Here is a 24,143-nt window from a genome sequence, read left to right as displayed (position 1 = left end):
GGCTATCTGCCATTCGCCCAGTCCGGCGGCCAGTTGCTGTTCCACCTTGTCAGCCGTCTCTACGAGCAGACCTCGGTCATCGTCACCACCAACCTCGCTTTTGGTGAATGGCCCAGCGTCTTTGGGGACGCCAAGATGACCACTGCCTTACTCGACCGCCTCACTCACCACTGCGACATCGTCGAGACCGGCAACGATAGTTGGCGATTCAAGAACCGCGCCTGAACGCCCCCTCAACACACCTCACAAGAGGGTCCCTTTTGCGTGCCGATCTGGGGTCCCAATTCAGTGCCGATTGACACGCGGGCGGCTCCGGCCCAGGCATTGGCGCCGCTCAGCATGATGCTCAGGAACGGGTTCTTCTTGGTCCAGGGATTGGCCATAAGGCCCTCCTCACATAGAGGCGCCGCTACCGAGCACCTTGTCATCTTTTGAAGCGACAAAGCGTTCTTGGAGTTGCCCTAGTCAGGACCCAGGTCCACCTTGGATGCCTCGGTCGACGCTGCTCAGCCGCCAAGTCCAGGGTGCCCGAGCGATGGGAGTCAGCCATGGAAACCTACGCCCCTGTCACCAGCGACGTCCTCTGCATTGCCATAGGTATCGGCCTCCTCGTCTGGTGCTCCTTGGCCGTCTACACAGCGTCGAGGAGCGATAGGCTGCACCAGGAGCACTCGATGGCGAGCCTTCAGAGGTCAATGGAAGACAGCTTGCGAACCCTGCGCCTGCGCAGGGCGATGAAGCGGTCTATTCCCGAGTAATCGCTATGCGTCACGCCGTTCTCCGGAAGGAGGGCAGCGTGAACGCGGGGGTCAATGGGACCTCTGCGCCGATTCGGACCTGAAGTTCCAGGGCTCCTGGCGGCGTCGCACGATCTTCCTTGTCGGGCCCCAAGCGTTCTCTTAATGTTCTTACCTGGAGATGAGGAGGCCTGAGTTGGCCGAGTGCCTGACCCGGACTGCGCCCCTGCGAATAGCGACCGGCCCCGCCGTGCCGCCATCCCGCACTCACGCCAGCAGGGTTCAGCATGCCCAACCCCCATCAGGACTTCGACGAGTCGGAGTTCGAGATCCACGTCAAACGGCTCGGTGACGAGCCGGACTCGGAAGACCCCGCCCGCCAGGTAGACCCGGCGCGAGCGGCTTCTCTCCTTGCCCTCCGCCGTACCTTGGCCGCCCATCAGGTTGATGCCGCCACCCTTCAGGGTGCTGTCATCATCGAGGTGCCCGAGGCCGCCTGGATTGAGCCTGTCAGCAGCGCCTGGATCGACGTGGTCAGCGTGCCCAGCAGCAAGAGCTCCGGCGGCAGATTGGGCGACCTCGCTGTCCGGCCAGGTGAGTGGATGGTCTTCGAGGGTGGCGGTGGATCCCAGCGCCGTCAGCCACCCAGCTACGAGAATGACCTCATCGCGACCAGCCTATGGCAGGGGCAGAACGTCCTCGGCGTGTCCCAGGCGCCAGAACGCTATCTGCCGCCTGACCTGCTTCGTGCGGCTGACCTGCGCCTGGTGCTGGAACCGTTGGATGCTGAGGGTCTGAAGGTGGTCGCCCAGTGGGTCACGAACGGCCATCCAACATCCCTGCCATCGCGAGAGAACTGCGCGCTGATCTCGCCGCTGGCCTTGCGGCTGGCCCGCCGCTCTGGCCAGTCGGCAGATGACTTCCTGGAGCGTGCCGCCCGTATCGCCGCACGCAGCAAGAGTGCGGCAGTCGCTCCTGGCGGTTCCCTCGACAGCCTGCCCGGCATGGATGAAGCGGTAGCCTGGGGACTGGACCTCGCCCGTGACCTCCAGGACTACGCGGCCGGGCGGCTGCTCTGGCGTGACGTCGACCGCGGCTGCCTGTTGGCAGGGCCTCCTGGCACCGGCAAAACGACCTTCGCCAAGGCGCTGGCCGCAACCTGCGGCGTACCGCTGGTCGCCACCTCCTATGCACGCTGGCAGTCGACCAAGGACGGTCATCTCGGCGACCTGCTTCGGGCGATGGCCGCCTCCTTCAACGAGGCCCGCAAGGCCGCACCCTGCATCATGTTCATCGATGAGCTCGACAGCCTGCACACACGGCAAGGAGGCGCCGGAGGCCGGGACTGGTGGACTGCCGTTATCGGCGCCTTGCTGGAGCAGCTTGATGGCCTTCAGGGCCGCGAGGGTGTCGTCGTCGTTGGCGCCACGAACCACCCGGAGCTCATCGACCCGGCTATCCTGCGGGCAGGCCGCCTGGACCGCACCATCACCATCCCGCTGCCCGACCGGCAGGCGCTGGCCGCCATCCTCAGGATCCACCTGGGAGCGGACTTGGCGGGCGCTGACCTGACCCAGGCTGCTCTGTATGCCCAGGGCAGCACTGGAGCGGATTGCGAGAAGTGGGTCCGCGGTGCTCGGCGGCGGGCACGCAACGGCAGGCGCCCGATGGTGCTGGATGACCTGATGGTGGAGATTCGGGGCACTTCAGTGCAGCGCCCGGTTGGCGGTCGTGTGGTCCCGGCGGTCCATGAAGCCGGGCATGCCCTGATCCAGGAACTCGAGCAGCCCGGCACTTTGAAGTACGTCTCCATCCGCGAGGACGCGCTGAGCGCCGGTCACGTGGCCGTCGACACCGTCAGCGACGACCTTACGGAAGCCTGGCTCAGCATGCATCTACGCCGTTTCCTGGCCGGGCGAGCCGCCGAGGAAGTGGTCCTGGGGCATGTCACGGGCGGCTCTGGTGGCCCTATCAACAGTGATCTGGCCCGCGCGACCTGGTTGGCTGTGAATGCGGACACGGCCATGGGCATGTCGCGGCGGCCACTGCTCTGGCTTGGCCTCTGGGATGACCAGCACTTGGCAACCCTGCTGCTGACAAGGCCCGAGCTTGCTCAACGGACTGAGGAGCGTCTGGCAGGCGCCTACGCAGAGGTCTGCGGCCTGCTGCGGGAACATCGGGCCACCCTGAACAAGCTGGCGGCTGAGCTCATCCAGCGGGAGGTGCTGACCGGTGCCGAGGTCGAAGCCATTGTGCGGGCGGAGCGCCAAACATGAGGAGCAGGGCCGACCTGCTGGCGCACCAGTGCGAGTACCTGGACGACATCTTCAGCCTTACGGACGGCGAGGCTGAGACACGGCGCCGCTTTGAGGAGATGGCGGCCGACACCATTGATGCCCTACTGGCGGCAGATGCTCGTCTGGTGGTGCCCTTCTACATTGCCCCGTCGAGCGCCTTCTGCTGGGCGCGGACGACGTGGCAGCACCCCCTGGTCGCTCCCGAGCTCGTCGCACGCTGGATGCAGTGGAAGGCGGATTACCCCGCCGTGCTGACCCGGAACCCCAGGCTCGACCTGCATGATGCCATGCGCTGGTGCGCGGAAACACATGACGCCGCCAGTTGGCCCTATGGCTGGGAGCGCGGGATCTACGACTGGGTCGCTTCGGGCGATTTCGCTGCCCGCCCGTTCAGCGACGGCATGCGGATCGTGACGCCAGAGTTCTTTGAGCGCCTGCGCCACCTCCAGGCCAAGGTCGATGGCTGGCTTGTCTGGTCCGAGGAGGCCGGGCGGGTCGTTCATGTGCCCGGCGATGAATGGCGGCGCCGGTCATGACAGCACCAAGGCCATTCATAGCACTACGGAGACAACGATGATCCCAACGAGGCAGCCGATACCCGGCGTAGGCGACCTGCTTGCCCATCTGCGCTCCTTCTGCCTGCCCTGGCGGGCGCTCACCATCGCCATCGATGGCCGGAATGGCGCGGGCAAGACGTCGGTGGCGCGCTATCTGGCGTGGCAGCTTGGTATGCCGGTGCTGGAGACGGATCTCTGGCTGTCCTCGACGTCGCCTGTGACCCACCGGATCGAAGAGATCAGAGAGGTCATGCGAGCCCGGCATCATCGCGACCGCCCTGTCATCATCGAAGGCGTGATGATGCTGCGGACACTGGAGCTCCTCGGGGTGCAGCCGGACTACCTCATCTTCGTCACCAACGAGGCGTTGGAAGCCGATCCTGAGGAAGATGACGAAGACAGGGGGGGCGCCGCAGTGCCTGTCAGAGGAGGTCGACGCCTACCTGAGGGAGCGCCAGCCAGCGAGGCGCGCGGACTTCCATGTGACTTGGCGGGAGCCGGAGGTGAGGGTCGGCAGGCTGGAGGCGACGGCGGATATCGAGACATCCTGACGGAAAATCTCGTGCACTGCTCTACTTCCAATTGAAGCATGAACTCACGATATATTCCTTGAGGTAGGGTCGCTGTCTTCAACGCCTACTCCCTCTGCCACACACAAGGAATCCGGAGAGCAACGTGACTGAGTTCCTGTTCAACTCTTCTGGTGATTGGATCGCTTTTCGACGCAGCCCCACAGACAAGTTCGTCTTCAACGATGACGGTGATTGGGTAGGCTGGCTTCCCTGGGGTGATACTGACGTCGCAGATACCGATGGGAACTATCTGGGCACCATCGTTGGGAATCGTTTGGTAGCTCTCAACCGCCCATTCCGCGGGTATCCCGGTTACCCTGGATATCCGGGATACCCTGGGTATCCAGGTTACCCTGGTTATGCTGGCTACAAGCCTTTGCCCGCGGGTGCCTCTGACGTACGAAGCTTGAAAAAAACTTAGTTCGTAGAAGCCAATCTGGCCATGCGGTCAACAAACTTCACGGTGTCAACTCACGGCAGCGTACGGCATGCAGACGGGCGGTTGCCTTATCAGTCCGGGATGTCCGGCTCATCTCCCCAGGCAGCCGATCCCGCGCTGTTTGCCGTGGCCGACCCGGCGCGGCTAGACGCAGCGAATGGTGAACTGATGCGTGCGCTATCGGTAGAGCGATAGACAAGGCGGTCACCCGTGATGGTCCCAACGTAGCCTCCGTTTGTACCGAAGACCTTGTCACCACTGATGCGGCCGACGACCTGACCCGAGCGGCTGTAGACGGTATTGCCAGAGACCTGGAGGGGCCGACCGTTCTTCGTGTACAGACTCATGGCCTCTCCCCAGTGCGGTCGGCGGCGCTCCAGGACAGCCGGTGCTGTCGGCTTGGCTACTCGTCGCCCATGGCTCTGGCGACTTCCGCCAGCGCGCTGAATTCGTCGAAGGAAGTGAACCTGGTCATCTTGGATGTGTGCTCAACGGTGACCTCCTTGGCGAGCATCACGTCAGGGTCATCCATGCGCACTCCGTTCACGAGCGGCGCCTTCTTCACCCCGCTGGCCAGCCCCGATAACTCGTCCAGCAGGTGGTCCCTGGTGCCGGGCCGCCTGCACACGATCAGCACCTTGACCGTGTAGACATCATCCCCCGAAAGCTCGCTGTCGGGGCTCCAGGCAATGTAGATCCTGTCGACGTCGGTGTGCACCTTGTAGGCCTCAGTGCCATCCATCAGCATCTGGCCCAAGGCCTTCTCGACTTTCTTATGGAACTGTCGCTTGCGCAGGCGGCGGTCCAATTCGTCGGGCAGAGCAATGCGGGCATAGTAGCGAGCGATCCAGCCCTGGAACGCCTTTAGCGCCCTTTCCGAAACCTGGGCCTGGGCGGGCTTCATCTGCTGAAGATGCGCGCTCGGCAGGATGACGCGGCGGGAAACATCGAGACGGATGCCGCGCCCTGTTGCGCCGCCTTCCAAGGGAAGCTGGAGGAAGCGGGTAATCTTCCCCTTGGCTTCAGGAGCCGCTGGGTTGAACTCTTCAATCAGGCGGACAGCCACGACCTCGAAGGCAGGCTCCGCACCCTTGCCAACCAGTGAGCAGGTCTGCGTGGCGATCAGGAGCAGATCTTTGTCCGGTTCGTAGGCAAGGATCTCTGGCAGGATCGCGGGGTCGGACGGCGTGCAGAGACTGCACTGCCGCCAGTCGACCTGTTCAATCCCGCCGTCCGGCTCGCCCGCCGTTGATTCCGCGTCCGCCATTCCCGGAAGTCCCTGCCAGCCTGTTACCTGGAGCCAACCTCCAGGTACTCGGACAGCAGATCCGCTGGATGAGGCGCTTCATAGGATACCGGACCGCGCGCCCGATCAGAAGAGATGGCAGCGTTCACGGCGGGCCGGAGGGCCTCCAGCGCCGACCGGATCCGCTCAGGCTCCAGGGTCGGCGCCATCAGCACCTCATGCAATGATGAGCCATCCGGCAGCGTGCGCTTCCAAAAGCGGTGAAAGACGCGCAGGGAGCCAGGCTCCTCCTGGGCAAAGGCCTCCACAAGGCGGTGCAGGCGCTCCGCGTTCTCGTGTCCGGCCTCGGACCCCTTCTTCAGCCAGTCGTAGATCGTCTTGCGCTCGACATCGAGCACGTCCGACAGGGCAGTGATCGGGAAGTCGAGCTTGTTGACGAGGATGCCCGCCATGTCCCTGGCAGTGGAGACCGCCAGCTTGGGCGTTGCGAGGACTGGCGCTGCCGCCCGCACCGGCACTGGCGCAGGCAAGGGCGCAGCGACGGACGGGACGAAGACTGTGGCCAATTGGAAGGCGGCATTAGCCACGGCTCCGGCAAACCAGTTCGCCATGCTGCCTCCGGCCTGAAGCTTCGCGATGCTGGGAGAAAAGGCGGGCGGAAGCCTCAAGGCGGGGCTGTATCCCTGTGCGATAACGAGCGTCATCCTGTTCTTCCCCAGACCTCGAATGCGAACGGAGTGGCTGCGGATTCAAACACCTTTCGCGAGGAAAGGTACAAGCCCTCGAATTTTTCACGGAGCTCGACCGGATTCAGCGCGATCGGCGGCTCAAGGGCAGCAAAGTGGTCGATGTCCAGAATCACGAAATCCTCGGCAGTCACCTGCGGGAGCCAGCCGTTGTTCTGGACAAAGGGAGTGGCCAAGTCGGCCGGGAACGACCCTCCCGGACGTCTCAACGCCTGGAAGCGCAGCCCACCATGAGGCGTCGAGAAAGAGGCAATATAGGCCCCCTCGCGCATCTCGATTGCACCATCCCCCATATCGGCCGCGGCGGTGGGCAAGGCCCAGGGGCATAGGTACTGGGCGACTGTTTCCTCATTCCCAGAACGCGGCTCAACCAGGTCGATCACTCGCAGTCCAAGGGCCGTGGCGTGCGTGATTCCCATCCCCGGGGTCTGCATCAGCGCGAAGACCGCATCGCGGAGCCGGTCCAGGAACGGTCCGTGCCCCTCATAGGCCGCACCAGCATGGATGAGCAGGAAGTCAGAGCCCAGAACCAAGGCATACTTGCGCTCCGGGTCGGCGAACTGCCACAGCTTGTCGAGGACCTGGTTGAACCGGACTCCCTCTGGGCCGACCTCAGCCACCAGGCCCTGGTTCATATAGGTGTCTGGCAGGGGGTACTGGTGCCGGATCTGCTCTTGGAAGTTGCCGACATGCGGCTCCATGTTGAGCAAGCGCGGGAACCTGACGATAGCGAGGGAGTAGCGCAGTGGCGCGAACTTCAACCGTTCCATCACGTGTCCCTCCTCCTTCGACTATCCATCTAACTATACAAGCCACTAAACAGTAGGTCCTGTCCATGCTGGCGACAAAGTTTTTCGCGTGATCGCTGTGCCTCTAAAATTAAAACTAATGTTTTCAGTAGGTTACCTTTAGAAGCTCTCGACGGCCGCGACCACCATCGGTTGCGAGCGAGCCCGGCTTGGCTAAAGCTTCCCTAAAGCTCAAAGCATCAGCCCTGAAGGGGTAGGCCCGCCAGCCATCGGTCAGCCCAGCCGGGCGGCCCAGGTCCGCCACAAGGGTTCAGCCTTCTGGCGCGGCCACCGACGACCTAGTTCCGGGGAGAGTATCGCCCCCTGGTAGAGTTTCCGCCTTCCTGGGTTCGCAGTGGAGGTTGAGGACATGCGCCTGCTGACGGGCCTCGTCGATTCCCCACCGCTGGTACCTCAGGCCGGAAGTGTCCCCGCTGCGTTGAGCGAGAGAGAACGGGCCAAGCGGAAGATGGCTTCTCACTAGGAGCCTGGGTGCGCGGCCGTCGGAAAGCTTATGCCCAGAACAAACTCGTCTCTCACAGGATCCGTGCGCTGGAAGCCATACCAGGCTGGTCCTGGGTTGCGCTGCGTAAGCTCCAGTCGACCGTCTCCGCCGGACACCCTAATCTCTCCTGGTGCGCCCAGGAGGGTAAGGACCCCTGGCTCGTCCACAAGGTCGGCCTTGTCGGCGTCAAGGAATCGGGCGGCCGGTACGTCATCAAGACGTCCGCCTCCGACCGGATCGAGGGCCAAGGATATCTGGCGCCGGACTACGAGACTGGTGACATCCGGATCCATGCTCCGGACGGCGAGCTCGAGTACCTGGTCAATGATGGGGGGCTCTTCCACCGCAGTGAGGTGGCGGAGGAGATGGAGCACGGGGCGTCGCAGATGCTTCGCTGAGACGCGGCCGGTGGCTTGGGGCAACAAGATATACGAGGCAACAGCCGACGAGTTGGCGATGACCCGCAGGCCGTCCAGTCGGCTAAGGCTTTGCGTTACATCGCGGGGGGCACCCGGCATCCGAGCAGCCGCAGCGATGCCCCCAGTGCCGTCTCGGCGGCGGAGCAGAGGGTGATCCGTGAGGCCTGGATCTCCGGTGCCTGCTCCCCCAACACGGGGCAATCCGCATAGAAGCGGCTGACCTCGGCAGCCAGGTCGAAAGTCCAGGCCGTGAGTTCGTGGGGCGACCGAGACTTCACGGCCCGATGCACTGCATCCCCAAGGCCGAGACACGCGATCGCCAAGCGCCGCTCAGCCGGATGCTGGAGCACAATGTGCCCGCCAGCCGCCCCGGCCTTGGCCAGGATGGCCCGCAGCCGGACGAGGGCGTAGAGCAGGTAGGGACCTGTCTTTCCCTCGAAGGACACGGCACGGTCGAGATCCAGGATATAGCCCGTCGTCCGATGGGAGGAGAGATCGGCGATGCGAAGCGCGGCAGTGCCGATCGCGTCGGCTGCATCGTCCAGTGCTTCCGACGAGGAATCCTTCAACCGCCCGCCCTCTGCTAGCCGTGCCAGCGCCTTTTCCTTGGCGAGGTCAAGAAGTTCAACGAGGCCCATCGTATTCCCCGCCCGCGTCCGGAAGGGCTTGCCATCCGGACCGTTCACGGTGCCGAAGGCGATGTGCTCGAGAGCAGCTTCCCCGGACAGGCCAGCCTTCACCGCAGCCCGGAAGACTTGAAGGAAGTGCAGGTGCTGCCGTCCGTCGACAACGTAGAGGATGCGATCAGCATTGAGGTCCCGCCGCCGCATCAGGATGGTCGCTAGGTCTGTGGTGGCGTATAGCGCGCTTCCATCGCCCTTCTTCACGACGAGTGGAGGCACCTCGTGCCGGTCCTCAGAGGCCACCACGTCCATGAGCAGGGCGGCTCCATCCCGCCGGGCAGCACCGGTGGCCTCCAAGTAGGCAAGCAGGGCTGGGATCTCCGGCTGGGCGTCGGACTCTCCGAGGGTGAGATCGAAGTGGGCGCCGAGCCGGTCACAGGATTCGAGGATACGGCCCTTGGCCAGCGCCACGATGGACCGCCAGAGGGCTGACAGCCCGGGCTGGCCTGCCTGGAGTGCAGCAGTGGTGGCCCGGGCCTCTTCCATCCGGCTCTCGTCGGCCTTACAGGCGGCCGCCGCTTGTGGGTAGAGGGAGGACAGGTCATCCACGCTGACCGGGAGTTCCTCAGGGAACGGACCTTGGGCCGCCTGATCGAACCAGGGAGCTTCCGGGAACCGATGCCGGATCTCCGCGAGGATCATGCCACTCGGCAGGCCCCAGTCTCCGAGGTGGATATCAGACACCACGTCATGGCCGATAGCCTCGAGCATCCGCCGCAACGCCTCACCGATGACCAGCGACCGGAGATGGCCCACGTGCATGGGCTTGATGTTTGGCCCACCGAAGTCGATGACCACCTTTTCGGGGGCGGGGACGCCGGGGATACCGCATTTTGGGTCGGCCGCCTGCGCCTCCAGAGCCGCGGCAATCGCGTCGTCCGTGAAGGTGAGGTTCACGTAGCCGGGCGGCGCCACCTCTGCCTTGGCAATGCCAGATGCACCCGACATGGCCACTGCGATGTCGGCGGCGATGGACATGGGGGACCGCTTCAGCAGCTTGGCGCCTTGGAGCGCGCTACCGATGGCTGCATGCCCGAGCTCGGGCTTGGGACAGGGAAGTAGGCGCGCGGGAACATCTTGGAGACCGAGAGAGATCAAGGCGGCGCCGAGAGCGTGCTCGGCCGCTTGGTGGAGGACGGTAGTCATGTGCTTTGTTCCTGGCCGGTGCGACGATGGGAGAAGGCGGAAGGGAGCCGTCTCATCTTCGTCGCGCCGCCACGCAGCCGCCCATGGGCGGCTGCGTGGCGGCCAGGAGCACCGTCCTCGGCATACGTGGCCGGACAGAAATGCCTGGGAGCTTCAGAGGCGGGGTAATAGCAAATACCCGGATTCAAAAAGTGTCCGGTCTGCCTCGGAGTCCAAGATGGCAGCAGATACGCTCGAAATTGCTCAGGGCCGCCTGTGGAAGATCCCCGGATGTCCGGCCTGCCCTAACTGGAATACCACCTGAGCCTTTGAACGCCTGCGGGAGGAGAGCTCATCAGCAAGTTGAGCGGCGAGGATGGCGCCAAGTCCCCTACGTAGCCAAGAAATGTCAGCCTTCGGTCGGTGTGTCACTGCCCAGCAGTGGGACCTCATGTAGCCTACCAACCCGCGTCACCGACCGGCCTTGATGGCGGTCATAGGTCCTCAGATAAGATCGGAGAGACGCGAGTTCCTCTTCCAGCCGACTGACCTGCGCCCTCAGGGCGGCGTTCTCCGCATTCAGGATGACGAGATCTCGAGGGAAGGCGCGCTCGAAGGCGATCGCCGCCAGCTTAGAGATCTCGCGAGCCTCAAGCTCCTGGATCTTCACCTTGAGGCGTCTGTTCTCCTGGGCCAACTCGGTCTTCCCCGGCTGGCGCTGCGCCTTCTTGGCTCGAAGTGCCACGACCCGCTCGGCCGCTCGCTGTGCGCGGAGAATACGAACCTCGAACGCCGCATGTTTCGCGTAGAACTGAGACCGTCCGCGCCCAGCCTCGCGCAGCACCCAAGCAACAGTGATCTTCTTGGGCTGCTCTCCCGCAGCAATGATCCCCATGACTTGGCGCTTCACCGCGATGAGACCACGTCTGAGATCCACCTCGAACCGGAGCCATTCAGGATTCCTCGGCGGTTCCGTGATGGCATCCGCCGCATCAGGCAGCGCGGTACCAGGGGCCGCAGCACCGTCCGTCGGCTCACTGTCAAGAATGTCGTCCAGAGACAGGACGAGGGCGTCCATGGACTTCATGCGCAGGCTTCCGGCTGAGCAGCCTGCCGTGTCTCTTGGAGCTCCCGGAGACGATGCTGGATGAGTAGGCACCTTTTCCGCGAGGCCTCCTGGAGAGGCGGTGCCGCGTCCGGGCTCTCGGCCATCTGCCGGTGCAGGACGTACTCTGCCTTCAACTGGCTCTCGTTCGCCTCAGTGCTAACATTGTTGACACATGCCAAGCACATGCCGTCCTGGCGGTTGGCATGGTCAGGCAGGCCCAAAGAGTTCTGGCCGCACAGCCCGCTGGCGGCCGAGACCGGGCTACTGACGCAGTATCCGATGCCAGTCGGCTCGAGGTGCATCTGCTCTCCGTCAAGGCGCCTGCGGACTACCTTCGAAACCTCGGCGACGGTCATGTTCTTCGCCCGGTACTCTATGCCCGCAGCCCGCCACCCCTCAGCATGCTTCCCGCTAGCCGCCGACCGGCCAAGCATGACCCCAGCCATGATTTCCGAGGTCAAATCCTTCTGGTCGTCCCGGATCATCCTGATGATCTCCAGGTCGTCCAGGTAGGCCTCGATCATGCGGTTTGAGATATGCCCCACATGCTGCTGGAGAGCGGGGAGTGTACCCTCGAAGCGCCGGACATAGAGTTGGGCAAACAGCTTCCTGAGTTGGTGGGTCGCGTATGCCCATTCAGGATGCCCCGGCATCCTGCGCTTCGCGAACTGGATCAGCCTCTCCTTGGCAACCCTGGCCTTGAACAGCGAGACCAGGGCACGGTCATGGTCATAGGAAAACAGCAACTCAGTTCGTTCTTCAGACCGATGAGGTGCCGTCAGACGAAGTGCGGTATCAACAGCAGTTCGGACCACCGGGGGAACAACCCGGGCCACGTTACTACCAAGGATTTCGTCCGACGTCTTGATGATGACCGTGTTCGTCCAGGGGCCATCGGGACGCTCGTTGATGCAGCCAACTGCCGGTAGATCTGCCGCTTCTGAGATGCGGAGGGCGCCAAAGGAAGCCAGAAGGATGTAGCAGGCGGTCATCAAGTCGCGATGGAGATCGATCGCGGCCCCAGCCCCCTTTAGCTCATAGGCCTCCATGAGCCTTCCGGCCACAGGGTGCCTTGCTCCAAACCATCGAAGGTGCGCTTGAACGAACGCTGCGACACGCTTTTGGGGTAACTCCCTTCTGGCTTGATAAAGAGCCTGCTGTGCTTCGTTGACGAGGTCATTCACGGCATCGGCGTCGATGGTTTCGACCATGGTCACAGCGGTCGAGAGAAGCGCCTGTGCCGTATCCCAAGGAATAGAGCGCGTACCTCCTGGACCACTGTCTACCAGGTCAGGGTTGTCCACGCGCGCACGCCGGATTACGCGGCGCACAACGACCTTGTCGTCCACCTCAGGGTCGAAAGTGATCCCGTCCGGAATCAAGCTCCAGCGCCGATGCAGGGTATGAAGCACCTTGAGAATGGTCAGCGCATAACGCCGACCCCACCGACCAAGCAGGCTCCGCTGACCGCCTGCATAGAGGTGCTCCTTCAGGCGGACGATGTCATCGGGGCCGAGCATATCCCATCGCCCGAAGCCTTCGCGCGCCATCCACTGGCTTGCCCTGCGCAGCACGTAGAAGGCATTCGGCAGAGAAGATGGCTTCCACGGCTTGCTTCCCAGCCCTTCGGTGCCGAGCAGCCAGATGGTCCAGAGGGCAATCGTTGTCAGGTGCCCGATCTCGGCAACTGTGCAGCGAGCCCCCTCGACCTCGAAAAAAGTCGAGAAGTCGAGCCTTGGCCGCATGGTGGTTGCCTTGTTCTGCACATGCACCACAAAGACGAGCGTCTCGTTCGGCACCGGCACAAGCCAATCCGGGTATGCCTCGCCGCTGACCCATGGCGGCAGGCGCATCGTCGCGCCCACAGTATCGGCTAATAGGTCGACGTGCTGCGGGACCGTCGCTTGCGGGGATCTCAGCATCACCAGACGGCTCCGAAATCAAGACGAAGGCGCGATGCCATCTCCTTGCCCGCGAGTGCCACGTCCGCAGGGAAGTCGGCCAATGCATCCTCGATGACCCGCAACTGTGGTGCGATCCAGCGCTCCCACCGTGCAGGAGCCTCATCGTGCCGCCTCCGCGACGAGAGAAGATGGTCGCGCCAACGGAGGATGCGTGCGTAATTCAAGGGCGTGGCAACGACCACGGCACGTTCGCAGGTCAGGCAGCCGATGAAGAAGTCACATGGGCGACCCTCACGCTGCCCCGGCATTTGGCCAGTGTACCGGTCCCGGCAGGCCGCACCGTGGCCAATGTCCTGGACATTTGGCGGTGCCTCAGCCAAGCCGACAACAAGGTTGTTCTCACGGACCGCCGTCTCCATCGCATCCACAATCCGGCGCGTCTCCTCGGAGTGGATCTGCATGCTTTCCCGGTGGCGGAGATAGTAGGCCGTCGCCCTTGGGCCTTTGTGCTGCGCTGTCGTCTGGACGGCTGCCGGATCCCGCCTGGCGCGTAGATGCTGATGGATCGCGGACACACGAATAGACTTCAAGGTGAATCGCGCTTCCGCCACGCCTGGGATGTCATCGGTTCGCGCCTCAGCGAAGCGCAATCGGAATTCCTCGACAGCACGCGTGAGCGTGGCGAGGCTCGGCTGGTAAACGTTGCCCGCCTTTTCGCCCGGGTACATCTTGTCGGGCCGTGTCAGGAGGAGGGGCGCCTCGGGGTCGTCCTCGCGGTACCCCATGGCACGACGCAATGCAGTAGCGCCGTCCTTGTAGAGCCGGATGACAGCGGGGACAGAGCGTCCCCTGACAGCACGTCCGCAGTCAGGAAGAATGCGGGATACCTCGCCTGTGGCTGAGTCATACGTGATGCTGGGATCGGCCACTTCGTCGTACTGGCGGTCCGCTGCCAAGTCTTCTCCTTCTGGGAACGCCAGACCGTGCATGGCTCCTCCAGCCCGGCGCTTATGCCAGGCCAGGACGTAGACATTCGGGTTCTCGGTTGGGCGCAGGCAACCGGCACGTAGTTCGGCAATCGAGAAGGCGTTCACGTGTGCGGCCGCAAGTAGCACCGCCAGAGCCGCCGCCTCATCCTGGCTCGGGCACAGGACCGAAGGGAAGAGCCCGGGGTAGCTGCCCGAGACGAACTTCATCCTGCGAGCATATCTGCGCTCGGCAGGTGTCAGTCCTCCGTCACGGGCCATCGCATTCGCCGTCAAGGGAATGCCGTCCAGGGCCTCCTGAGCGAACAGGTAGCAGTAGGTGAAGGAGGCCAGACCCATCGCGTCCACTGGAAAGCTGTCCCGCGCCAGTTCAGCCCTGCGGTCGCGAATCAATGCTCCGGCCCAACCAGAGTCCATCTTGTTTCCGAGGCTCTCATCCAGCCGGGGGAGCATGTCTTGGTAGGCCAGCCGCCCCGCCTCCGCGATCTCGGCGGCAAGGGCGCGTTTCCTATTCCACGTCTCGAGTTCGGCATAGGCGAAGTCGACCACAGCCTCCAGAAACTGATGGTCTGAAACCGACGTGTCGGGGTCGATGCCATCGGTCATGCGACGCGGCGGTGGCGTTGCAGCGAGGACCGCCTTGTGTGCGTAGCGACGCGGCACCTTGAATGCGGGGATCGCGCCGTCATCCATCAACCGCTTGGCGATGCCCATCGCACCTCCGTAGAGCGTAGCCTTCGACAAGGGCGCCATGCCTGAGGCCTCAAGCCTCGTGTACAAGGCATCGAACATCGGGCCGTCAATGGTTCCGCCGCGTTCTGAGAGGACGTCCCGGATCACCGAAACATGCGTCCAGACGGTCTGGCCAGTGGACTGCGGAGCAGCGGATACCCGCTCCTCGAAATGCGAGGCCAGTACCTTGCCAATAGGACCGAGGGACAACAGAGACGCGATCTTCTCCGCATGAAGCTTCGCGCGCCGGGAAGGTAGGCGATCATGTGTCGTCATCAGTTCCTCCCACCAAATGCACGGTTGACGGCCATCCCAGCGGTGATGGCATGGTCCCGCATATGCACCATGTGCGTGTACTGCTCGGTCGTCTCCCGGTAGGCATGCCGCAACTGCTTCTGGACAAAGAGAGCGCCGAGTTCGGGGTGGCCGAGGCGATTGAACTCCGACAGCACCCGCGTCGCGTAGGAGTGCCGAAGGGAGTGGAAAGAACCCACTTCTTTCGCGGCTTTGACGGCTGCCAGGAAGTATCGTCCCAGCGTCTCCGGGGTTAGCGGCCTCCCGCCCTCGGTGACGAAAACCCAGTCCGCGTCCGCTCTGGCAAACTCAGTGCGGGATCCGTCGATCCACTCCACTGTGGGCTTCATGAGGGCGCGGGGCACCAGCACTGCACCCCCTTTTGCCCCTTTGGTAGCGGCGGGAACGAGGTCGAGAACAAATCCTTCGGCGGCGGTGGCGGCAAACGCTTCCCCGAGGCTCCTGCCGCGGGCGCGCGGGGGTGCCTCGGCCTCGACTGACCGGCGAAGGTTCCGCACCGACAGGCCACAGACCTCGGCCTCCCGAAGGCCTACGCCCCAACCCCAGCGGAACATCAGGTCGACGCGCCGCCTCAAAATGGGGTCGTCCATGACGATGCAGGCCCTGATCCGCTCGAACTGCTCCTCCGTGAAGACTTCCTTGCGGGCCCGGGTGCTTGGAGGCGCCTTGACGACCGGCGCGGGTCCTTCACCCTTCGGATTGACCTTGAACGGCCTGACCCGGACGAAGCCGTGGGTTTCTGCCCACGCATAGAAGTTCTCGACGGCTGCGAGACGCAGCGCGATCGTGTCGGCGTCGTTTCCGCGTGCTGCAAGCTCGCGCTTGAAGCGGACAACGTCGTCCTTGGTCGCGCGCTGCCAGCCGATATTGGGAGCAGCCACCTCCTGGCTGTTCAGGAAGAGGAGCAGGCCCGTGGCGTAAGCCTCCACTGTGTTCAGGCTGTAGCTCCGCTCCCTGACCCCCGCGAGCACCCACAAGGAGGGCACAGCATCAATAAGAGCGTCCCTGGGCTTGAAGAGGGGAAGGCCCGGAAAGGATTCGCCAGAGACGACCAGGTCAGCAGTCGAGGCAACCAAGCGGTACGGCGCGGCGTCCGCTTCTCCCTTACATGGCTCCTTCGGTGGCGCCTCCTGGCGGCCGATTCGAGTCGCCCGACCGGTGCCAGGTCGATGGCGATCTCGGCTCATGGCGTCGGCTCGACAGGGTAGCGGATGGCCTCGACGACCTTGCAGAGGTTCTCCATGTCCACCGCCTTGAGGTAGACGGTCACGCCGACCGACTGACGCTTTGGCCGCCCCTCGTCAGCATCCTCGTCAGCGCTATGCCCCATGAAGGCGTCGATCCAGGCGTCGCGGAACTGGTCCGCGGGCGCATTGGTCAGGATCGTGCGGACCGAGTGCCGGAAGCTGTGGAAGACTGTTCCGGGTCCGATGCCGAGCGCCGCCTTGTACTTGGAGAACTCCCGGGAGAAGTCGGCGCCGTAGCTCTGCTCCTTCCCCCGCGGCGGCAGGTCGTAGAACAGTCGTTGATGACCTTGAGCCGCCCGTCGCTCCACGAAGTCATGGAAGCCGAGCTTCAGCAGTAAAGGGTGGACCGGAACAATTCGGGCGCCTGCCTCAGTCTTCGGGCTCCAAACACCCAACTGCTCCTGGACGACAAAGGCAAGCCTGCCGTGGAGGTCCCGGATGTCCTGGCGAATACGGAGCCGGGCAATCTCCTCGACCCGCATTCCCGAGTACATCCCGATGATGGTGATCCACCAGAAGGAGCCGCGCTCGGAGCCGGAGGCAAAGCGGGGGGAGGTGAGGAGGGTCCGGAGATCCTGCTCCGACCACATGTCCCGCCCCTTGCGGCCTTTGCGGACGCCCGGCCACGAGAAGCCGATGAACGGGTTGGCGTCCTCTGGCGCGTAGCTATGGTTAGCCAGCCACTGCCAGTAGGCGCTCAACGCGCTGAAGTGTCGCTTGACCGTCCTGAGACCGACCAGTGCGATGTCCGCCTCGCGCTCCATGTCAGGTGCCAGGGACGCGTTTCGGCCATCGACCTCCGCCTGCCGAGCCCGCGCTCGCTGGATCTCAGCCTCCAGCGAAACGGGTCCGGCTCGGACCGCCTTGCCGTAGGCGGCGGGCAGGGTCCGAAGCAGGATGCGGAAGCGGCGGGCCTCGACCTTGGTGATCACAGCAATTGGCCGGTCCCCCATCAACTCGGCCCAGAGCTCAAGAGTCTTGGTCGCCTGTTTGATGGAGTTAGGCTTCAGGGCGGGGAAGTCGTCGGTGGCAAGCACACGGCTGGCTAGGTAGGCATCGCGGTGCGCAAGGAATGCGAGGCTCGATGCCCCTGTGGTCATCAGAGCGGCGGGCGCAGATTCCTTCCGGCCTGCATCCTTAGGCTCTGCCGTTGCCTCTGAGGCCGGGAGGGCGGCGGACGTCGGGACCTTGGCCGAGCGCTCCTCCTTCAGCATCAGCATGGCAGCCAAGGCCATCCAATGCATATCCCGCCGTTCGCGCTCAGCCATCGTCCGCCGGATCTCGTGGACCCGCGCCTCTGTCTGAGCCGTCTCGGTGGCTTCCTTGAGGACCGCGATCTCGGCGCCATCCAATAGGCGTTCGAGGTGCTCAAGGATTAGGTCTTGCTCTTTGCCAGGATGGGAGAGGATGGCTCTACGCCCCTCGTCGCCGAAGAGCAGATCCACATACCTGGGCTCTAGACGCTCGAAATCCCTGGATAGCTCCGCTCGAGTAGGAGAGTTCTGGACCGCCTCATCGGTCAGCCTGCGCAACAACTCATCAATCTGCGCCCTTTCCAAGGACTTGTTCGCGCGAACCATCCCGAAGACCCTCTCCGTCGCCAACCAAGCGACGCGCGCCCGGAGACCGGCTTCGGCCCGGGAAGAGGTTTCCAACGAGCGGATGATCTCCTTGCGGCCAATCCGCTCCACGAGGGAGTCGGGTACGCGTCGCCTGAATCGATACACGGCGCCGCGTAACTGGAGGTTAATGGCCATGGGTGCCATCCGCGTCCTGCCCAGCAAAAGGGTGGACCGGCCATGTGGACCTTGTGGTCCGCATACCGGGCGGTGGCACTCGAAGACTTTGAAGGATTTGGGAGTGGCTGGGGAACCTGGATTCGAACCAAGACTGCCCGAGTCAGAGTCGGGAGTTCTACCGTTAAACTATTCCCCAGAGGCCGGGTCGAATGCCCCGGTCACTGACGAGGCGCGAGATAGCATCGGTCCTCATGGCCTGCAACCACCCCAGCGCATGAAAGCTCTTGCCCAGGCGCATGGGCTCCCGGATCATGACAATCCCATGGCGACGATGAGCCACCTCCCGACCTGTCGCCCCGGCTCGGCCTTCGCCGCGCCGGTCCATGCGGCGATCGACCTCGGGACAAACAACTGCCGCCTCCTGTTGGCCGCGCCCGGCGGTCCGGAGGGTTTTCGCGTCCTCGACAGCTTCAGCAGAATCGTGCGCCTGGGGGAGGGCCTGGGCCGGACCGGCAGCCTGACCAGCAGCGCCGTGGACCGTGCCTTGGGGGCGCTCTCCGCCTGCCGGGACAAGCTGGCCCGCCGCCCGATCTATGCGGCGCGTGCCGTCGCCACCGAGGCCTGTCGCCGCGCCGCCAATGGCGCGGATTTCCTGCGCCGCGCGGAATCCGCCCTGGGCCTGCCGATCGAGGTGATCTCGCCGCGCGAGGAAGCGGTCCTCGCCATGGAATCCTGCGCGCCGCTGATGGCGGAGGCGGACCGGCGGATCCTGCTCTTCGACATCGGCGGCGGCTCGACCGAGGTCGCCTGGATCCGCACGCCGCGCGAACCGGGGGCGCAGCCCTCGCTCCTCGGCTATGTCTCCGTCCCCGTGGGGGTGGTGACGGTAGCCGAGCAGGCGGGCGCACTCTGCGACAGCCGCCAGGGCTTCGCCGCGCTGGTGGAGGAGATCGCCTCCCGGCTGGAGCCCTTCAACGCCGTCCATTGCATCCGGCAGGAGATGCGCGCCGGCGGGGTCAGCCTGATGGGCACCAGCGGCACGGTGACCACCCTGGCCGGCATCGCCCTGGACCTGCCGCGCTATTCGCGCCCGCTGGTGGACGGGCAGGTGCTGAGCATCGATGCGGCGGACGAGGCGCTGCACCAGCTGCTGTCGCTGGGGCGGGCGGGCATGGCGGCGCATCCCTGCATCGGGCCGGAGCGGATGGACTTCGTCCTGCCGGGCTGCGCCATCTACGCCGCCATCCGCCGCACCTGGCCTGCCCCGCGCCTCACCGTCTGCGATCGCGGGCTGCGGGAGGGCATGCTGCTGCGGATGATGCGCCATGGCCGCCCCGCGGCCGGGCGCCGGGGGCGGGAATGGCTCCTGGCACGCGGGGCGAGCGCCGCAACGCATTGAAGGCCGCGTGCCGGGCCTTCCGGGAAACAACCGGCGGCCGGTTTTCCTGGCCCGCCGTCTGCGGGGCGGCTCCGCGCTTTCGGGTCTCGCTGCCCCTGCTCCATCCATGGCGACCTGCTCTATAAGAGGTCCATGAAACCTCCCGCCGATCGCGGCCTCACCGCGCGCCTGCGCACCGCCAAGGGCCGGACGACCGCCTCCCAGCGCTGGCTGGAACGCCAGATCAACGACCCCTATGTCCGCGCCGCCAAGGCCGCCGGATGGCGATCGCGGGCCGCCTTCAAGCTGCTGGAACTGGACGAGCGCTTCAAGCTGCTGAAACCGGGCCAGCGCGTGGTGGACCTGGGCGCCGCGCCCGGGGGCTGGACCCAGGTCGCACTGAAGACGATCGGCGACCGCGGCCGGGTGGTCGCGCTGGACCTGCTGCCGATCGACCCGATCCACGGGGCGGTGCTGCTGGAGGGCGACTTCACCGAGCAGGCGGGCGAGGATGCGGTGCTGGCGGCGCTGGACGGGCAGGCGGACCTGGTGCTGTCCGACATGGCGCCCAACACCACCGGCCACAACGCGACCGACCATCTGCGGATCATGGGGCTGGTGGAGCTGGCGGCGGATTTCGCGCGGCGTGTCCTGGCGCCGGGAGGCGGCTTCGTGGCGAAGGTCTTCCAGGGCGGCACGGAAAAGGAGCTGCTGGCCGCGCTCAAGCGCGATTACGCCCAGGTGCGCCATGCCAAGCCACCCGCCAGCCGCAAAGACAGCGCCGAGGCCTATGTCGTGGCCCAGGGCTTCCGCGGCTCAAACGACTGAGATCTGGGACCGCGGTGGCGGTGCGTCCAGGCCGGCGGCCCTGCGGCGGGCGCGACCCTGCCAGGATCGTGCGGGACAACCTGCACGGGCGGAGAAGCTTGCCATCGACCGCCCCGGCAGCGTAGGAGGGGCCGCCAAGGTCGCGCAGCGCCATCCCCCGAGAGGCCCCCGCCCATGGCACCCGATATGCTCCCCCGAATCGACAGCCGCATCACCTTCGAGGAGGCCTTCGCCTTCGACGACGTGCTGCTGGTTCCCGGCTATTCCACCGTCCTGCCCTCCCAGACCGACACCCGCACCAGGCTGACGCGGGAAATCCGGCTGAACATCCCGCTCGTCGCCGCGGCGATGGACACGGTGACCGAGGCCCCCATGGCCATCGCCATGGCCCAGGCCGGCGGCATCGGCGTGATCCACAAGAACCTTTCCATCGAGGAGCAGGCCGCCCAGGTCCGCCGGGTGAAGAAGTTCGAGAGCGGCATGGTGGTGAACCCCGTCACCATCCATCCCGACCAGACCCTGGCCGATGTCCGCGCCCTGCAGGACCAGCACCACATCAGCGGCATCCCCGTGGTGGAGCGGGAAAGCAAGCGCCTTGTCGGCATCGTCACCAGCCGCGACGTGCGCTTCGCCACGGACCCCAACCTCCGGGTCTATGAGCTGATGACGCGGGAGAACCTCGTCACCGTGCTGAACGACGCCACGCCGGAGCAGGCGCGGTCGCTGCTGCACAAGCACCGGATCGAGAAGCTGCTGGTGGTGGACGACCAGTACCGCTGCATCGGCCTGATCACCGTCAAGGATATGGACAAGGCCCAGGCCAACCCGTCCGCCGTGAAGGACGCGATGGGCCGCCTGCGCGCCGCCGCCGCGACCGGCACGGGCGAGGACGGGCTGCGCCGCGCCGAGGCCCTGGTGGATGCCGAGGTGGACGTGATCGTGGTGGACACCGCCCATGGCCATTCCGCCGGCGTGCTGAAGGCGGTGGAGCGGGTGAAGCAGCTCTCCAACAGCGTGCAGGTGATCGCTGGCAACGTGGCGACGCCGGAGGCGGTGCTGGCGCTGATCGAGGCGGGCGCCGATGCGGTGAAGATCGGCATCGGCCCGGGCTCCATCTGCACGACCCGGATCGTGGCCGGCGTCGGCGTGCCGCAGCTGACGGCGGTGCTGGAATGCTCCGCCGCGGCGCGGGAAAAGGACGTGCCGGCCATCGCCGATGGCGGCATCCGCACCTCGGGCGACATCGCCAAGGCCATCGCCGCCGGCGCCGATTGCGTGATGATGGGCAGCCTCTTCGCCGGCACGGACGAGGCGCCGGGCGAGGTCTTCCTCTACCAGGGCCGCTCCTTCAAGTCCTATCGCGGCATGGGATCGCTGGGCGCCATGGCGCGCGGCTCGGCCGACCGCTACTTCCAGGCCGAGGTACAGGACAGCCTGAAGTTCGTGCCCGAGGGGATCGAGGGCCGCATCGGCTACAAGGGCCCGGTCGGCGCGGTGATCCACCAGCTCGTGGGCGGGCTGCGCTCGGCCATGGGCTATACCGGCAACGGCACGATGGCGGAGATGCAGCGCAACTGCCGCTTCCGCCGCATCACCAATGCCGGGCTGCGGGAAAGCCATGTTCATGACGTGGCGATCACCCGCGAGGCGCCGAACTACCGCGCCGACGGCTGAGACCCTTCCTCCGGCCCGGCGGCAGGCCGGGCCGGAGCCATTCCTTTCCATGCAACCCGCCCCGGGCCGAGGCGCTGCCATCCAGGCGCCTTCCCGGGGCGTTGCCCGTTCAGGCAGAATTCTTGAGATGACCCCCGCCGCCCGTATCGCCGCCGCCGTCACCCTGCTGGAGCAGCAGGAGGCCCAGCCCCGTCGCCCGGCGGACGCGGTGGCCAACGAGTTCTTCCGGGCGCGCCGCTATATCGGGGGCGGCGACCGCCGCGCCGTGGCGGAGATCGCCTGGGGCGTGGTGCGGGAGCGGCTGCGCCTCGACTGGCACCTGGGACGTGTCGGCGGCCAGCCGACGCCGCGCCTGCTGGTCGCGACCTACATGCTCATGGCCTCCGGGGAATCCCTTCAGGCCGTGCTGGCTGCCTTCAGTGGCGAACGCCATGCGGAGGCGCCGCTGGAGCCGGGCGAGCGCCGCGTCCTTTCCGCCCTGCGGCCACCGCTGCTGCGCCCGGAGATGCCCGAGGAGATCCGGCTCAACATCCCCGGCTGGGCGCTGCCGGGCTTCCGCGAGCGTTTCGGCCCGGAACTGCCGGAGGCGGCGAAGGCCATGAGCGGCGCCGCGCCGCTGGACCTGCGGGTGAACCTGCTGAAGGGCACGCGCGAGACGGCCATCACCGCGCTGGCCGCGGAGGGCATCACGGCACAGCCCACCACCCTGTCCCCTTGGGGCCTACGGCTGGCGGAGCGTCAGCCGATCCTGGCCACCCGCGCCTTCCGCGAGGGGTTGGTGGAGATCCAGGACGAGGGCTCGCAGCTCATCGCCCTGTTGGCCGATGCGCGGCCGGGGATGCGGGTCGCCGACTACTGCGCCGGGGCGGCGGGCAAGACCCTGGCCATGGCGGCCGCCATGGACAATCGCGGGCGGATCGTGGCCTGCGACGTATCCGTGCCGCGGCTCTCGGGGGCCTCGCAGCGCCTGCGCCGGGCCGGGGTGGACAATGCAGAGACGCATCTGCTGGTGCCTGGCGACCGCTGGGCCAAGCGCCGGGCGGGGCAGTTCGACCGCGTCCTGGTGGATGCGCCCTGCACCGGCACCGGCACCTGGCGGCGCAACCCCGATGCCCGGCTGCGTACCGGCGCGGGCGACCTGGCGGAGCTCCAGGTGAAACAGGGCGAGATATTGCGCCGCGCGGCTTCCCTGGTGCGCCCGGGGGGAAAGCTGGTCTACGCTACCTGCTCGGTCCTGCCCGGGGAGGATGAGGTGCAGGTGCGGGAGTTTCTGAGCGACCATCCGGAGTTCCGGGCGGTGCCGCTGGCGGAGGCCTGGGCGCAGGGCTTCGCCGGGTGGGAAGGGGAGGCGGTTCCGGTCAGGCCCGGTGCCGCTATGGGCGCCGGCCTGGGTGGCATCCTGGGTGGCGCCTCGGGCACGGAAGGGGATTTCCTGGCCCTGGCGCCGCACCGGGAGGAGACGGACGGCTTCTTCTGCGCCGTGCTGGAGCGGCGGGAGGCCGGGACATCGTGACCGCCATCCGCCGCGCCCGGCCGCAGGATGCCTTCGCCATCGGCGCCGTGCATGTCGCGGCCTGGCGTGATTCCTATGCCGGGCTGCTGCCGGACGACTACCTCGCCAACCTCTCGCCGCAGCGGATCGGCGCCGGCTACGGCCAGGGGCTGATCTCCCGGCGGGAGGGCGAGGCGCTCTTCGTCGCCGAGATCCCGGAGCCGGGCCGGCGCGTCGTGGGCTTCGCCTCGGCCGGTCCCGCCCGGCGCGCGGGGATGGGAAGCCGCTGGGGGGAGGGCGAGGTCGCCACCCTCTATGTCCTCAGCGACTACCGGGACCAGGGAATCGGCCGCCGGCTGCTGCGGGCCTCCGCCGCGCACCTGGCGGCGATCGGCTGCGCCTCGGCCATGCTCTGGGTGCTGTCCGACAACCATGCCCGCTTCTTCTACCGCCATCTCGGCGGGCGCCCAGTCGCTCAGGAGGTCATCCAGGTCGGCGGCCGGGCAGTGCAGCAGACTGCCATCGCCTGGGACCCGATCGAGACCCTGCTCGACGCCACAGCCGTTTCTTCCCGCGGCTGACCTGCCCTGCGCAGGAAGTGGTTGACGCCGCCCCTTCCGCCGTGC

General features: G+C 65.7%; 19 protein-coding genes, 1 tRNA gene and 1 pseudogene. 10 read left to right on the top strand and 11 right to left on the bottom strand.

Going from position 1 to position 24,143, the window contains the following annotated elements; translation table 11 throughout:
- The 4 genes from BT98_RS0106780 to BT98_RS27155 form a co-directional block, all read left to right on the top strand.
- A partial coding sequence (locus BT98_RS0106780; protein WP_027297180.1) for an ATP-binding protein occupies positions 1 to 225 on the top strand: 225 nt, incomplete at its 5' end.
- Positions 226 to 1,024: 799 nt separating this feature from the next.
- On the top strand, positions 1,025 to 3,013 hold the full coding sequence (locus BT98_RS23485) for an AAA family ATPase (protein ID WP_019460605.1): 1,989 nt from the start codon (positions 1,025 to 1,027) through the stop codon (positions 3,011 to 3,013).
- Positions 3,010 to 3,570: a hypothetical protein gene (locus BT98_RS0106765; RefSeq protein WP_019460606.1), complete on the top strand. Its 561-nt coding sequence runs from the start codon at positions 3,010 to 3,012 to the stop codon at positions 3,568 to 3,570. The genes BT98_RS23485 and BT98_RS0106765 overlap by 4 nt, the downstream gene beginning before the upstream one ends.
- Positions 3,571 to 3,607: 37 nt before the next feature.
- On the top strand, positions 3,608 to 4,177 hold the full coding sequence (locus tag BT98_RS27155) for a nucleoside/nucleotide kinase family protein (RefSeq protein WP_115359244.1): 570 nt from the start codon (positions 3,608 to 3,610) through the stop codon (positions 4,175 to 4,177).
- A gap of 496 nt (positions 4,178 to 4,673) precedes the next feature.
- Here the strand turns inward: BT98_RS27155 and BT98_RS27590 are convergent, their stop codons facing one another.
- The 4 genes from BT98_RS27590 to BT98_RS0106745 are packed head-to-tail and all read right to left on the bottom strand — an operon-like array spanning position 4,674 to position 7,364.
- Positions 4,674 to 4,949 (bottom strand): hypothetical protein, encoded by a 276-nt coding sequence (locus BT98_RS27590; protein WP_081798540.1) that lies wholly within the window; start codon positions 4,947 to 4,949, stop codon positions 4,674 to 4,676.
- Between the two features lie 56 nt (positions 4,950 to 5,005).
- Positions 5,006 to 5,869 (bottom strand): hypothetical protein, encoded by an 864-nt coding sequence (locus BT98_RS0106755; RefSeq protein ID WP_027297179.1) that lies wholly within the window; start codon positions 5,867 to 5,869, stop codon positions 5,006 to 5,008.
- A gap of 23 nt (positions 5,870 to 5,892) precedes the next feature.
- Positions 5,893 to 6,552 carry a hypothetical protein gene (locus BT98_RS0106750; protein ID WP_019460609.1) on the bottom strand — a complete coding sequence of 220 codons (660 nt, stop codon included), beginning with the start codon at positions 6,550 to 6,552 and terminating at the stop codon, positions 5,893 to 5,895.
- Positions 6,549 to 7,364, bottom strand: coding sequence for a TIGR04255 family protein (locus BT98_RS0106745; RefSeq protein WP_019460610.1), 816 nt, complete (start codon positions 7,362 to 7,364; stop codon positions 6,549 to 6,551). Before BT98_RS0106745 ends, BT98_RS0106750 begins: the two co-directional genes overlap by 4 nt.
- A 486-nt stretch (positions 7,365 to 7,850) precedes the next feature.
- Between BT98_RS0106745 and BT98_RS0106740 the strand changes: the two are divergent.
- Positions 7,851 to 8,285 (top strand): annotated as a pseudogene (locus BT98_RS0106740) (helicase associated domain-containing protein); the annotation flags it as partial.
- A gap of 95 nt (positions 8,286 to 8,380) precedes the next feature.
- On the opposite strand, the gene argS reads toward BT98_RS0106740, so the two are convergent.
- The 7 genes from argS to BT98_RS0106705 all read right to left on the bottom strand — a co-directional run bounded on the left by argS (position 8,381) and on the right by BT98_RS0106705 (position 18,341).
- Positions 8,381 to 10,135, bottom strand: coding sequence for an arginine--tRNA ligase (gene argS / locus BT98_RS0106735; RefSeq protein ID WP_019460612.1), 1,755 nt, complete (start codon positions 10,133 to 10,135; stop codon positions 8,381 to 8,383).
- Positions 10,136 to 10,523: 388 nt separating this feature from the next.
- Positions 10,524 to 11,201 carry a hypothetical protein gene (locus BT98_RS0106730; RefSeq protein WP_019460613.1) on the bottom strand — a complete coding sequence of 226 codons (678 nt, stop codon included), beginning with the start codon at positions 11,199 to 11,201 and terminating at the stop codon, positions 10,524 to 10,526.
- Positions 11,198 to 13,144 (bottom strand): site-specific integrase, encoded by a 1,947-nt coding sequence (locus BT98_RS0106725; protein ID WP_019460614.1) that lies wholly within the window; start codon positions 13,142 to 13,144, stop codon positions 11,198 to 11,200. Before BT98_RS0106725 ends, BT98_RS0106730 begins: the two co-directional genes overlap by 4 nt.
- Positions 13,144 to 15,120: a hypothetical protein gene (locus BT98_RS0106720; protein ID WP_019460615.1), complete on the bottom strand. Its 1,977-nt coding sequence runs from the start codon at positions 15,118 to 15,120 to the stop codon at positions 13,144 to 13,146. The genes BT98_RS0106725 and BT98_RS0106720 overlap by 1 nt, the downstream gene beginning before the upstream one ends.
- Complete coding sequence (locus BT98_RS0106715) at positions 15,120 to 16,130, bottom strand: tyrosine-type recombinase/integrase (protein ID WP_239370890.1); 1,011 nt, start codon at positions 16,128 to 16,130, stop codon at positions 15,120 to 15,122. Before BT98_RS0106715 ends, BT98_RS0106720 begins: the two co-directional genes overlap by 1 nt.
- Positions 16,131 to 16,342: 212 nt before the next feature.
- Complete coding sequence (locus BT98_RS0106710) at positions 16,343 to 18,163, bottom strand: DUF6538 domain-containing protein (RefSeq protein ID WP_019460617.1); 1,821 nt, start codon at positions 18,161 to 18,163, stop codon at positions 16,343 to 16,345.
- Between the two features lie 104 nt (positions 18,164 to 18,267).
- Positions 18,268 to 18,341, bottom strand: a tRNA-Gln gene (locus tag BT98_RS0106705).
- Between the two features lie 126 nt (positions 18,342 to 18,467).
- Here BT98_RS0106705 and BT98_RS23480 point away from each other — a divergent pair.
- The 5 genes from BT98_RS23480 to BT98_RS0106675 all read left to right on the top strand — a co-directional run bounded on the left by BT98_RS23480 (position 18,468) and on the right by BT98_RS0106675 (position 24,098).
- On the top strand, positions 18,468 to 19,544 hold the full coding sequence (locus tag BT98_RS23480; protein WP_019460618.1) for a Ppx/GppA phosphatase family protein: 1,077 nt from the start codon (positions 18,468 to 18,470) through the stop codon (positions 19,542 to 19,544).
- Between the two features lie 132 nt (positions 19,545 to 19,676).
- On the top strand, positions 19,677 to 20,351 hold the full coding sequence (locus tag BT98_RS0106690; protein ID WP_019460619.1) for an RlmE family RNA methyltransferase: 675 nt from the start codon (positions 19,677 to 19,679) through the stop codon (positions 20,349 to 20,351).
- Between the two features lie 174 nt (positions 20,352 to 20,525).
- Positions 20,526 to 22,025: an IMP dehydrogenase gene (gene guaB / locus BT98_RS0106685; RefSeq protein WP_026033104.1), complete on the top strand. Its 1,500-nt coding sequence runs from the start codon at positions 20,526 to 20,528 to the stop codon at positions 22,023 to 22,025.
- 127 nt (positions 22,026 to 22,152) lie between these two features.
- A complete protein-coding gene (locus BT98_RS0106680; RefSeq protein ID WP_019460621.1) occupies positions 22,153 to 23,538 on the top strand; it encodes an RsmB/NOP family class I SAM-dependent RNA methyltransferase in 1,386 nt (461 codons plus the stop codon).
- Positions 23,535 to 24,098, top strand: a complete 564-nt coding sequence (locus tag BT98_RS0106675) for a GNAT family N-acetyltransferase (protein WP_019460622.1) — start codon at positions 23,535 to 23,537, stop codon at positions 24,096 to 24,098. Before BT98_RS0106680 ends, BT98_RS0106675 begins: the two co-directional genes overlap by 4 nt.
- The last annotated feature ends 45 nt before the right edge of the window (positions 24,099 to 24,143 follow it).

It is taken from the genome of Roseomonas mucosa ATCC BAA-692 (genome assembly GCF_000622225.1).
Taxonomy (GTDB): domain Bacteria; phylum Pseudomonadota; class Alphaproteobacteria; order Acetobacterales; family Acetobacteraceae; genus Roseomonas; species Roseomonas mucosa.
Note: the sequence above shows the minus strand (reverse complement) of the source record. Positions and strands in the feature narration are given on the sequence as shown.